We start from the raw sequence: 12,086 nt of genomic DNA, 5'->3' as shown, positions 1-12,086 counted from the left end.
GATATCTCGAATGCCGGAGGTGGCATTCGAAGCGGCTGTCGGGTTTCCGCGATGCCGTCAAGTTGACGATGGCTATGCGAGGAATAATTAGATAATTCTTTGCGCCACGCCGCCGGTTTCCGCGCTCCAATCCGTCTCCATAGAGGCTTTCCCATATGAAAACGCAGGCTTCCCATGGAGCCAACAAGATGGCTGGAAAAAAGAAGAAGGCGGAAGGCGAAAAGCCGCGGCCCCGCAAAGCCGCGCGGAAAAGTAATGACGAAGGCCAGGTCCTGGCCGCGAACAAGCCGCCCGCGCGGACGAAGCGCAAGATCGACATGGCCCTCAAGACCATTCCCGTTCAGGAGCGTTCGCGCCTGACCTATGACGCGATTCTCGCAGCCGCTTCGAGCAGCCTGGCAGAAGTTGGCATCGACCGGTTCAATATCAACCTGATTTGCGAGCGCGCGGAGCTGACCCCGCCGGCGATCTATCGCTATTTTCCCAACAAATACGCGATCCTGAAGGCGCTCGGCAGCCGGCTGATGGAAAAACAGGACGCGGCGGTGTTCGCGTGGATCCGCAATGACGGCCTGGTCGCGGCAACCGTAAAAGAAGCCGTCGAGAAGTCGATCCAGATCCAGGAACGCGTGAACGCCATCACCCGCGAGGAACCGGGTGGGATATGGATCATGCGCGCCATGCGCTCGATCCAGGTGTTGCGCGATATCCGTGTCCGGTCGCGCAACAAGGTTGCCGATGCGTTCTACGCAGCCCTGCGCGATACCTATAAGGACGTGCCAGAGCGCCTCTTGCGGATCGCGACGCGGCTGACGATCGAAGTCGGCTATGCCGCGACGGAGATGGTGCTCGAGGAGCCCCGGCACAGTCCCGATCTCATCACCCAGGAATTGTCCTGGATGCAGACGCTCTATTTCACCGGCCTTGCCCGATACGCCCGGAAAGACCGCTGAATCGCGCCCAGCGTCGTTTTGAAGCATCGTCCGCGGAAATTGGCGGTTCGGTCGATCGCAGAAACGGTATATTTTCGTACTGTTTCTGTCGCAGTGGCGAGGCAAGCGGGAGATTTTTCGTGGCAACATCGCTTCAGGTTCACGACTCTCCCGCCGCGTGGAAGGGATCCGCGCTCGACTGGCAGGCCGAGGCGCTGCATCGGCTTTCCGCCGACCAGGTCGCGGAGATCGATGGTGCGCTGGATCATCTGAAATCGCTCGGCGACCTGGACATTCCGGACATCACGCGCGACACGTTTCCGCTGAAGGCCACCGGACACTATCTGAGGGACTTGCGGCACGAACTCCAGACCGGGCGGGGCTTCCTGCTTCTTCGTGGCCTGCCGCGCGAGCGTTATTCGCCGGACGACCTGGCCCGCATCTATGTCGGGCTCGGGGTGCACATCGGGCAGCCGGTGGCGCAGTCGCATCGCGGCGAGCTGCTGGGAAGCGTGGTCGATGTCAGCGATATCGTCGAAAAGCCCCGTGGCTACCGCGCTGGCGGGCAGCAGGGGTTTCATTCCGACGGCACAGCATGCGACGTGATCGGCCTGATGTGCCTCAGGCGTGCGAAGGTGGGCGGCAAAAGCCGCATTGTCAGCTCCGTTTCGCTGTACAACGCTTTGGTCGAGCGTCGGCCCGATCTGGCGCAAGTGCTGTGCCGGGGCTTACCGCTGCGCATGCATGGGCCGGACGCCGAACTCAGCCTCAGCCCGGGCCATACCGGCGGCAGGCCCGCCCCCATCTTCAGCTTCGAGTCGGGCGACTTCAGTTGCCATATGGACGCCGGCAATTGGCTTTACGCCATCAAGGCGGGCGACACGGTCGCCTCGGCGATCGAACTGGAAGCCTATGAGACGTTGCAGAAATTTGCTGCGTCCGACGAGTTCCACCTCGACATGACGATCGACGAGGGCGACATCCAGTTCATCAACAACCGCAAGATCCTCCACAGCCGTCTCGACTATGACGACCATGACGAGCTGGCGCGCCGGCGCTACATGCTGCGGCTCTGGCTCGAAATAACCGAGTGGCAGCCTTGGCCGCCGGACCAGCGCCTGATCACCTTCGACGATGCGCGCCATTTCCTGCGCCAGCGAAAGCCAAGGATGGACTTTCCGTCCTTTTACATGGGCGAGATGGAAAGGCTTTATGCGCAGCGCCGCCTGGAAGGCGCCGCCATGATCCGCAAAAAGCCCTTCAACAGATTCGCGCCGGCGTAATTACCGGCGCCGAGGCGAAACGAGGCCGCGCCGGCAGGCGCGGCCTTTTTGCTTGCAGCCATCGCCAAGGCTGCATTTACATACGATACTAATTGCTACTATTATTTTCGCTTCTCCGGTCGCCGGTTGGCGGCCGTCCTTCCACATGAAAGGTGCATCAATCTCCATGTCGCCCGAGAGCGCCGATGTCATCGTCCTGGGTTCCGGTGCGGCCGGGCTGACGGCCGCCCTCACTGCTGCGGTGCTCGGCATGCAGGTCGTCGTGATCGAGAAGGGCGAAAAGCTCGGCGGCACAAGCGCCATGTCCGGCGCCGGCACATGGATTCCGGCCAACCATCACGCGCACACAATGGGCATAGACGACAGTATCGGCGAAGCGCTGGACTACATGCGCGCCGCGGCGCCGGATGGCTGGCGTGAAACCGAAGACCCGCTGTGGCAGAGCTTTCTTGTGGCGGCGCCGCGCATGCTGGAGCTGGTCGAAAAGGAATCCCCCACGCGGTTCGAAATCCTGAGCGAGCCCGATCCGATGCTTGAGGTCGCCGGCGCCAGGAAGCGGGGGCGCATGCTGTCCACCAAGCCCATGCGACGCGATCTGGTGGGGCGCTACGCCAAGCATCTTCGGCGCTCGACCCAGCCCCATGCCCTCACTTATGAGGAAATGATCCACGCCAATTTCCTGCACAAACCGCTTCAAGCTTATCTGCGCAATGGCCCAAAAATTCTGTGGCGGAAGCTGCATGGCATAGCATGTCAGGGAACGGCGCTGATCACGGGCCTGTTGCGAGGATGCCTGGATCACGGCTGCCGCATCGAGTTCGCGGCGCGCGCCGTCGAGCTCATCCAGAACGAGTCAGGCGCTGTCGTCGGCGTCATCGTGGAGAAGAAGGGTCAGCGCCGGGAATTTCGCGCGCGTCGCGGCGTCGTCATCGCCACCGGCGGTTTCGAGTGGGACCGCGCCCTGTTCGCCGAGCACTTTCCAGGCCCGGTCGATTTCCTGTGCAGCCCCTCCACCAATGAAGGCGATGGTTTGCGCATGGCTGTGCAGGCCGGCGCCGTGACGGCCCACATGGATCAGGCCAATCTCGCCGGTGCCTTGCCGACCTGGTACGAGGGGCGTCTGCACGGCGTGCCGCTGCGCTTCCAGGCGGATCCCCATGCCATCGTGGTCAACCAGAAGGGCCGGCGGTTCGGCAACGAATGCGATTTCAATTTCTGCGAGACACTCGTGGTTCGTGATCCGCAAACGCAAAAGCCGGCGAACTTGCCGGCCTGGGTTATCGCCGATGCCAATTTCCTCCGGCGCACTCCGCCCTTGCGCTTTTTCGCTCGTCACAAGCCCGGTTGGTTGATCAAGGCGCCGACGCTGACGGCGCTGGCGGAGAAGATCGGCCTTCCGGCATCGGCGCTTCAGGAGACCGTGGCGCGCTACAACGCCTTCTGCGCCAAGGGCCGCGACGAGGATTTTCAACGTGGCGAGCACAAGTTCGAACGCTACTGGTCCGGCGGGCAGAACGTGCTCGGATCGATCCAGAAGGCGCCTTTCGTGGCGACGCCGTTCAATATCTCGACCATGGGAACCAAGGGCGGTCCGAGAACCAATGCGGACGGCCAGGTGCTGCGCGCCGACGGCAGCGTCATCGCGGGACTCTATTGCGCCGGCAACGCCATGGCCAACCCTATCGGGACACGCGCGGTCGGCGCTGGCACGACAATCGGCCCCTGCATGACATGGGGCTATATCTGCGCCCAATCGATCGCGACGACGAACAGGGACTGATAGAAAAGCCGGCGCCGCAAGGCGCCGGCTCCCGACCGGCTCGAATCTCGGTCAGTCCCGGGCCTTGGCGATGACCTCGATTTCCAGCTTCGCCGCTTCGTTGGGCATCTGAGCGATGAGCATCGTCTGGGCCGGCATCACGTTGGTGAATTTCTGCTGCAGTACGATCACCATCTCGCGCAAATATTGCCGGTCGCTGACGAAAATCCGCACATGCGCGACGTCGGCCAGGCTCGCGCCGGCCTGCTCGAGCGCATTTTCGATGATGCGGAAGGAATTCTGTGCCTGGGCTGTGAAATCGTCCGGCATGGCGCCGGTTTGTGCATCGACGCCCATGGTGCCGGAAACGAAGATCCAGCCGTCCTGGACGACGGCGCGCGAATACATCGCGATCTTCTCTGTAGGCGATCCTGAACTGATGAGACGGCGCACGGCAATCCTCCTGTTTAAGCGGTCAAACCTTTTTTCCGCCGCCGCGGACGAGCGTCATCATCGCCAGGCCGGCGCACAGCATCAGCACGATCGGCGCAAAGCCCGCCTGCTGCGTCTGGAAGATCGACGTGAAGATGCCGATAAGCAGCGGCCCGAACCACACGGTCGCGGTGCCGGACAGCGCATAGAGCCCAAAGAAGGTCCCGACCTCGTCCGGTGGCGACAGCCGAACCATCAGCGTGCGGCTGGACGCCCATGATGCCGTGCCGACGACCGAAATGACGAAGGCGACGCCCACATAGACGAGTTCGGGCCATGTCTTGAACAGCGGCGCGTTCCAGGCCGCTATGTCGCCGGCGTGCCAGAAATAGAAGATCGTATGCCGGTCGAGGCCAAGCTGTGCCAGCACCCCGATGACGGAGACGCCGATCTCGGTGATGATCGCGTATTTGGGGCCGATCCGGACGTCGAGCCATCCTCCCAGCACGCCGCCCCAGATTCCGGCCACGGTCGTCACCATACCCAGCACGACCAGCTCCACCACGCCCCACTGCATGACGCCGGCGGCATAGACGCCGCCGAATATGATCAGGGCCATCTTGGCATCGGCATAGAGCATGCGCGCGGCGAGATAGATTCCGATGTCCCGCGGAACGTGCAGGCCGCGAAACATCGCGACCAGGCGGCCGGCGCCATCGCGAAACGCCGCCGCGAAACGTACCGCGCTGCGCGTTGTATCGCCGGAGAACAGGAAGAGCGGCAGCGCGCCCAGCGCATAAAAGATGCCGACGATCGGACCGACGATGCGCTCCGGCTCGTGCAGCGTCGGCGAAAGGCCGAAAAGCGGATGTGCCGGGATGAAGGGCAGGGTTGTCCTGCCGGGCAGCACAAAGGCGACCAGCACGAAGATGAACATGAAGATGGTCGTGACGTTGCCGAGCGTCAACGAGAGCCCAGATGCGCGCGGCTGCTCTGCCGCTCCTGCGGCGCCGACCAGCATCGCGTTGTAGAAAACCTCGGTATAGGAGATCAGAACGGTGATCACGGCCATGAAAGCCATGGCTGCGGCGACCGAAAGCCCCGTCCCGTTCGGCTCGACGAACCACAACGCGCAGATCAGCGGCACCGAACCGGCCGTGCAGAACAGGAGCCACGGCTTGCGCGGCCCGAGCCTGTCGACCGCGGCCCCCAGGAAGGGCGCGGTCAGCGCCACCGCAAGGCCCGCAACCAGATTTAACGTGCTCACCAGCGCCTGGCCGCGCACGGCATTGCCGATCACGACCTGCGTGAAATAGGGCGTGAATATATAGGTCGCGATCAGGATGATGTAGGGATCGCGGGCGCCCTGATAAAGCGCCCAGCTCCATGCGCTCAGCGAAAGCCTTTTGCTTTTGGCCGCCACCACATCGCCCCGTGCGCTGAGCGCCATGGTGCTTCCTCCGCCTAGTCGTTGAAGCGCAGGAAGACGCCGAAGGTGCGCGGCGCGCCATAGATCAGCGCGTCGAAACCGTCGCCTGCCATGGAGTTCGCCTTCTCGAAATAGATCTTGTTCAGGACGTTGCGGCCCCAGACGCCCAGTTCGACCTTCTGGCCCGGAAAGCGGTAACCGATCTCGCCGTTCAGCAGGAACACCGGGCCGGAGGCCAGGCGCGTGGTGTCGGCGGTATCGGAGAACTGCTTGGTGCGATAGGTGGAGTCCGCCTCGAACAGCAACGCATCGCCATTGTTGAGATCGGCCACGTAATTCGCTTGGGCGGTGAAGCTGAACTCGGGCGAGGACGGTAGCGTGTTGCCGGTATAGTCGGAGGACGCCAGGGCCGAGCGGTATTGCGTATAGCGGGCATGCAACAGCGCGACACCGGCATTGAGCGTCAGGTTCTTGATCGGCCGCGCCTCGACCTCGAACTCCGCGCCGTAAATCTCGGCCGCGCCGGCGTTGTCGAGAACCTGCTCGTCGACCGGCCCCAACGGTCCGGTTTCCTGGACCATCGTGTAGACCTGCATGTCCTGGTAGTCGTAGTAGAAGGCGGCGGCGTTGAAGCGCAGCGTATCATCCAGGAACATGCCCTTGTAGCCGACCTCGTAGGCGTTGACGGTTTCGTTCTGATAGGGCGCCACCTGCGAAAGGTCTCCGGCATAGCCGCCGAAGAATCCGCCGCTCTTGTAACCCCGGTTGTAGGTGGCGTAGACGCGCTGATCCGGTTCGAACTCATAGTTCAGCCCGAAACGCGCGGACGGCCCACCGAAGCCCTTTTTCTGGTTCGTCGTAAAGAGGTCCAGAGCCCCGAAATTGTAGTTGCTGCTGTAGTCGAACGATTTGTGGTCGTAGGAATACCGGAACCCGCCCGTGACGGTCAGCTTGTCCGTGATCTTGTAGTCGGCCTGGCCGAATATCGCGTAGGTGTTCGTGTTCTGCGAATACGGATAGCCCAGCCAGACCGTGTCGTAGTAATCGATGTTGCTGTTCGTGTTCAGGTGGTCGTAGCCGTAGTAGAGGCCGGCCACCCAGGTAAGGGGCTGATCGGTGTTCGATTGCAGGCGCAGCTCTTCGCTATATTCGTTGTCCCGCGCCAGGTAATTGATCTCGAGCTGATTCAGGGGGCTGTCGTCGGTGTCTTCCCAATTGTTGCGCGTCGTGAGTTCGACGGCGGTGATCGATACAAGCGACACCTCGCCCAGATCCCAGTTTGCCGTTGCCGAGCCTCCGATGGAGGTGACGTTGTCGTTGCCGTCGAGATCGTAGGCGCCGACAAACGGGCTGCCGTCGAGATCCGCATAGCCCAGGGCGTTGGTGCACTGGCCGCTATAGTAATAGCCAGGCTTGCACAGCCCGTCCGCGCCGGTCGCCGCGGCCGTATGCGGATCGAGCGGACGCATCTGGCCCTTGATCGAACCGCTGCTGTTCTCGCTGTTGTGGACCTGGAAGAGGATGTTGAGGTCGTCGCTTGGCGTATAGAGAAGCTCTGCCCGGCCGGCCCAGCGATTGATGTTGTTCACGCGGTTGCCGGTATAGGTATTGAGCGTGTAGCCGTCGTTCCGGTCGAAGGTGCCGGCGACGCGAAAGGCCAGCTCGTCGCTGATCGGCCCGCCGATGCCGCCTTCAAGCACCACCGAATTGTAATTTCCGTATTCGACCGAAGCGTCGGTTTCGAAATCGCGCGTGGGACCCTTGGATACGACGCTGATGGCGCCGGCGGTCGTGTTGCGGCCGAACAGCGTGCCTTGCGGCCCTTTCAACACCTCGACCCGCTCGAGGTCGTAAAACTGGGCCATCTGCGACAGCGGGGAGCCGAGATAGACCCCGTCGACATAAATGCCGACCGAATTGTTGGAGGTCGGGTTGAAGTCGTTCGAGCCCACGCCGCGCAGATATATCTGCGGAGATGCGGATGCGTCGCCGGCCTTGATCTGAAGACCGGGCACGACACCCGTAAGGTCCTTGGTGTTGTTGATGTGCCGTTCCTGAAGCTGTTCCGTGGTGAGCGCGGTTATCGCGATGGGAACGTCCTGGAGATTCTGCTCGCGCTTCTGCGCGGTGACGATGACGGTTTCCAGTTGCTCGCCGGGGCTTGCCGCAGCCGGCGCAGGATCGGTCTGCGCCACGGCGGGTCGGCACAATGCCGTCGTCGAAAGCAACACCCCAAGAACCACACCCGAAGCCGATGATTTACGCATGTTCACTTGTGGACCCCTCCCTTGCGCAACTGCCACAAACGATATTAGAAAGTACCGAATATATAAACGGTAATGTTTAATATCATTCTGAAAAGGGAAATTTGTCGCAGTGCCAGCGATGGGTGCTGCCCCTGCTCACAAAACCAGCTTTTGCACAATTCTTATCCGCCGCTGCACAGTGGACGTGCACAGTATTTGGTGCCGTACCAATCGGCATCGCGAATGCGCCTATACGATAGAACGCTGGCTCGGTGGCGGCCTACACATAACGATACCGCCAACGACTATATCGCGAGGTCGATCAGGGTCGATCTTGCCGGCCTCGCTACATGCTCCGAGGCTATCGTTGTCGTCGGAGCCGTGATGACGAAGATTCGATCGCACCTCAAGCAGGCCGATATCGACGCAGCCGTCCTCGATATCGAAATGCTGGCGAAGACGATCCCGAGCAGGACGCAGCCAGGCATTTTTGACACCAAGCGCGAAGAGGTCCATCGCCTGATCTTTCAAGGTCTTCCCCACAAGGAAGTCATGAAACGCAGCAGCGTGTCGGCGGGACAGTGAGTGTTGGGCCTAGGACTCGAATCTGCGGCCAGACCCTTTTGAGCGGTGTGCTCCAAAGAGGAAATCGGCGGAAACGCTGCCTTTTGCATGCAATATCGTTCAATAGCGTACAATGCAATTTCCAACACTTACAAGAAAGTGCGTGCCACTCGCGTGCCGCGTGTCCCACCGATGATGGATGGTGGTGAAAGAGCAGACTAATCGGGCGAATCTGGCGCGACCGAAGAACGTGTTCCAGCCGCCGCTTCCGAAGCACGCACCCGGCCGGTCCGAGCCTATCCGACCGGCCGAGCAACGGCGGAAGGCCGTGCCGGAGGGATGACGCCGAAATAAGCGCCTGGATGTCGAACGAAGTGGACTGCTTGGGTTAGGGTCCAGACTCATAAAGTCCACCACACGATAGCAGCGACGAGGCATACGGAGGCTAGGAAGTTTCTGGCGAGCCTGTCGTAGCGTGTGGCGATGCGCCTGAAGTCCTTGAGGCGGCAGAAGGCGTTCTCGATCTTGTGTCGCTGCTTGTAGGATTTTCTGTCGAAGCTGAAGGGCTGCTTGCGGTTCGATCTGTTGGGCACGACGGGCTTGGTGCCGCGCGCCGTCAGCCATAATCGCAGTTCTTCGCTGTCGTAGGCTTTGTCGCCGAGCAGCCTCTTGGCGATCTTGCTTCGGCGGATGAGACGCTGGGCCGGCGGGCAATCGTGCGCCTGGCCGCCGGTCAGGAGGATGGAAAGAAGACGGCCCTTAGCATCTGCGATTGCGTGGATTTTCGTGTTTCGCCCGCCGCGCGAGCGGCCGATCGCCTGCTTAAGCTCCCCCTTTTTGCGCCCGAGGCCGAGCGGTGGGCTTTGACATGCGTCGAGTCGATCATCTGGGTATCGGTGGATCGTCCGCGCTCCGCCAATTTGCGGAACAGCCGCTCCCAGATGCCGCGCTCGGCCCAGCGCACGAAGCGATTGTAGATTGTCGTATGGGGGCCGTATTCCGGCGGGCAGTCGCACCACCGGCAGCCGCTCTTCAAGACATGTAGGATGCCGCTGATCACGCGACGGTCGTCCACACGATCTTTGCCGCGCACGTCCGTCGGCAAGTGCGGCGCGATCCGAAGCCATTGCTCGTCGCTCAGCCAAAACAGGTTGTTCCGCATCCCAATGCCTCCGAATCACGAAGCAACGGAATCATCAACCGATTCAACCGACAATGACTTTTTTGGGTTTCGGCCCTAGTGCTTTGTAGAAGTACAAAATGTCGGTCGTTCGATCTTTTTCGCAATCTGCAGATCGCAGAACTTTTCCCACCGAGAATATTGTTCGCGCTTTGCCGGATCAGGATCTTCGTGTCCCTGAAGCCAGAACCCGAACCAATCGAGGTTTCTCTGATATACTGCGGCTTTGTCCTTCGGGTAGATGACGAACTGATGTTCTTCCCTGGGGTAAATGTACAACTCGAGCGGTATGCCGGCGCGTCGCAGCTTCGAATAGAGTTGGATTCCCGCGAGCGCCTCGTTCTCCGCGCTGTTCACTATGATAGGGGTCGTCATCTTCGACACGTTCAACGCCGGCGACACCGCCATCCAAGCCGGATCGTTGGGGTTGTCGGACGCAGGCAGATCGTAATGAGCTCTAACCTGCTCCCACCTGGTCACCGACATCCAATCCTCCCATACCGGGTCCACCGCCGCAGGACCGGAAATCGACGCGGCTGAGAACTTATGAGAATGCCAGAGCGCCCATTCCACGGCTTGCGAGCTGAGACTTAATCCACCGATGCCGACTCTGGTGGCATCAATCAAACCCCGGCGATCCAGTTGATCGACGATGCGTTCGTATTGCGACACCACGGACCTAAGCACCGGGATTTCACGGGCTTGGGCCGCATGTGCTGCCGAAAAATCGCCGACACCCGAGTAGTTCACGCAGAGAGCAACCATCCCCGCCTGAGCGAAAAGGAGCTCGGGAAACTCATCGCCGGATCCTCCCCGGAGAAATCCTCTGCACATATATGTGGAAATCACGAGGGGATAGCGCCTGCCCGGTCGATAATTCGCCGGATAAACGAGCTTTCCGAAAAACGAATTGCCGAGCGCGTCCTTCCATTCCAACGTGTCCACTTTCGGAAACCGGGACGGCTTGAGCGTTGGATTTGCGTCGAACAGTTCGATCACGCGGCCGGTCTTGAGGTTCATGCTCACAAGCCTGGGAGCAGAGATCGAATCCTCATAGGCACATATCAGTGAGCCGCGTGAAATTGGACAGCGGCCAAACGCGCCGCGCCGCTCCACGCCACCCGATAGAATTCCGGAAAGCTCACCTACCTTCGTGACCTCTCCGGTAACGGGATTCCAACGGCCTATCAAAGTTTCGGTGCCAGGAGATGCTCTCTTGAGAAAGACGATCGAATTCGTAGCCGCATCTCACTCTGCGTCGCGCAGAATCCCGGTGCACAAGTCGCTCTTGCAGGTGGCCTTCTCAACGCCGGTCTCGGCATCGACCAGTTGCAGAACGCCCAGACCGAAAATTCCGGCTGTTGACTGCGACTGACGTATGACCACGGCATCTCTGCCGGGGCTTACGTCGTAACTTATCAGGTCACCCTTCAGCCACCGCGGTGCGCTCTCGGTCGGGTTGCGTACGAGATTACCGATCCAAAATGGAAGCGGCGCATCGGATGAACGCGTGTATGCCGTCGTCCCGGTATCGAGATCCAACCTCTTGGCGCGCAACGGGCTTTCGTTGAGATAAACAAGGGGGGTCTCGGAATTGTTGTAGCCATCGAGATTGTTGAAATTGATCCGCATCGTGACGCGGCGGCCCTCGAACCAGCTGTTTTTCTCGATCGGCGTATAGAGCATTGCAGAATCGTCCGCGAGATATCCCTTGCTGCCGATCTCCTTCTGCCCAGCTTCGAACTCCGCCCGTGTTTGCCGAACCTAGTAGTCGATCGCGTTTCCGTCCGAGCTCAAGGAAAATCGCTCGATGTCGGCGTCGTCGGAGGTGACGACAGTGCGATGGCCGGTCGCGATGTCAATTCTTGAAATTTGAATTTGGTCGTTCTCAAACGTGCGAACAAACAGCGATTTTGAATCCTTCGCCCAGACGGGAGGGTCCACCTCCAGCCAGTTCTCGCTATTCAGAATCTGTGTCCCGTTCGCTGCCCGCACACATTGTTTTCCCGTGCGCAGGTCAACGACGACGATTTCCAGGGAGGTCACATTCGTCGTTATCGACGGACGCGCGACGTTGAAGCTCGCATAATTTCCGTCCGGCGATACCGAGATTTGCGCGATGTCGGCCGTCTCCGCCAATTCTTTGAGGGAAACGGGCTCGGCCTGCACGCTGTTCGCCGTCATGCAAAGGCAGCAGGACACGATCAGGATAGAGAAAACGCCTCTTAGACGAGCCTTGGTCATGATTTGCATGCTCCCAG

Annotated in this window: 11 protein-coding genes; 4 read left to right on the top strand and 7 right to left on the bottom strand. The window is 60.6% G+C overall.

Annotated features, from left to right (window positions below; translation table 11 throughout):
* Positions 1 to 188: 188 nt before the first annotated feature.
* The 3 genes from WDM86_01035 to WDM86_01025 all read left to right on the top strand — a co-directional run bounded on the left by WDM86_01035 (position 189) and on the right by WDM86_01025 (position 3,995).
* Positions 189 to 953, top strand: a complete 765-nt coding sequence (locus WDM86_01035) for a helix-turn-helix domain-containing protein (GenBank protein MEI9988595.1) — start codon at positions 189 to 191, stop codon at positions 951 to 953.
* A gap of 119 nt (positions 954 to 1,072) precedes the next feature.
* Entirely contained in the window at positions 1,073 to 2,215 is a 1,143-nt protein-coding gene (locus tag WDM86_01030) for a TauD/TfdA family dioxygenase (GenBank protein ID MEI9988594.1), read from the top strand.
* Between the two features lie 166 nt (positions 2,216 to 2,381).
* On the top strand, positions 2,382 to 3,995 hold the full coding sequence (locus WDM86_01025; protein ID MEI9988593.1) for an FAD-dependent oxidoreductase: 1,614 nt from the start codon (positions 2,382 to 2,384) through the stop codon (positions 3,993 to 3,995).
* Between the two features lie 51 nt (positions 3,996 to 4,046).
* On the opposite strand, the gene WDM86_01020 is transcribed toward WDM86_01025, so the two are convergent.
* From WDM86_01020 to WDM86_01010, 3 genes are all read right to left on the bottom strand, one after another.
* On the bottom strand, positions 4,047 to 4,382 hold the full coding sequence (locus WDM86_01020; GenBank protein MEI9988592.1) for a Rid family hydrolase: 336 nt from the start codon (positions 4,380 to 4,382) through the stop codon (positions 4,047 to 4,049).
* A 67-nt stretch (positions 4,383 to 4,449) separates the two neighbouring features.
* Positions 4,450 to 5,856, bottom strand: coding sequence for an MFS transporter (locus WDM86_01015; GenBank protein MEI9988591.1), 1,407 nt, complete (start codon positions 5,854 to 5,856; stop codon positions 4,450 to 4,452).
* 14 nt (positions 5,857 to 5,870) lie between these two features.
* Positions 5,871 to 8,045 (bottom strand): TonB-dependent receptor, encoded by a 2,175-nt coding sequence (locus tag WDM86_01010; protein ID MEI9988590.1) that lies wholly within the window; start codon positions 8,043 to 8,045, stop codon positions 5,871 to 5,873.
* Between the two features lie 420 nt (positions 8,046 to 8,465).
* Between WDM86_01010 and WDM86_01005 the strand changes: the two genes are divergently transcribed.
* Positions 8,466 to 8,666 (top strand): hypothetical protein, encoded by a 201-nt coding sequence (locus WDM86_01005; GenBank protein MEI9988589.1) that lies wholly within the window; start codon positions 8,466 to 8,468, stop codon positions 8,664 to 8,666.
* Positions 8,667 to 9,046: 380 nt separating this feature from the next.
* On the opposite strand, the gene WDM86_01000 is transcribed toward WDM86_01005, so the two are convergent.
* The 4 genes from WDM86_01000 to WDM86_00985 form a co-directional block, all read right to left on the bottom strand.
* Positions 9,047 to 9,807 (bottom strand): IS5 family transposase gene (locus WDM86_01000; GenBank protein ID MEI9988588.1). Its coding sequence is split into 2 segments (ribosomal slippage): positions 9,047 to 9,480 and positions 9,480 to 9,807, totalling 762 coding nucleotides; the frame shifts between segments, so codons are not numbered across the junction.
* A gap of 75 nt (positions 9,808 to 9,882) precedes the next feature.
* Positions 9,883 to 10,845: a prolyl oligopeptidase family serine peptidase gene (locus WDM86_00995; GenBank protein ID MEI9988587.1), complete on the bottom strand. Its 963-nt coding sequence runs from the start codon at positions 10,843 to 10,845 to the stop codon at positions 9,883 to 9,885.
* A 228-nt stretch (positions 10,846 to 11,073) separates the two neighbouring features.
* Positions 11,074 to 11,511 carry a hypothetical protein gene (locus WDM86_00990; protein MEI9988586.1) on the bottom strand — a complete coding sequence of 146 codons (438 nt, stop codon included), beginning with the start codon at positions 11,509 to 11,511 and terminating at the stop codon, positions 11,074 to 11,076.
* A 78-nt stretch (positions 11,512 to 11,589) separates the two neighbouring features.
* Entirely contained in the window at positions 11,590 to 12,078 is a 489-nt protein-coding gene (locus tag WDM86_00985) for a hypothetical protein (GenBank protein ID MEI9988585.1), read from the bottom strand.
* Between the last annotated feature and the right edge of the window lie 8 nt (positions 12,079 to 12,086).

Origin of the sequence: Rhizomicrobium sp., from assembly GCA_037200045.1 — a bacterium.
Classification (GTDB): Bacteria; Pseudomonadota; Alphaproteobacteria; order Micropepsales; family Micropepsaceae; genus Rhizomicrobium.
This window is presented reverse-complemented; position numbering and strand designations above follow the sequence as displayed.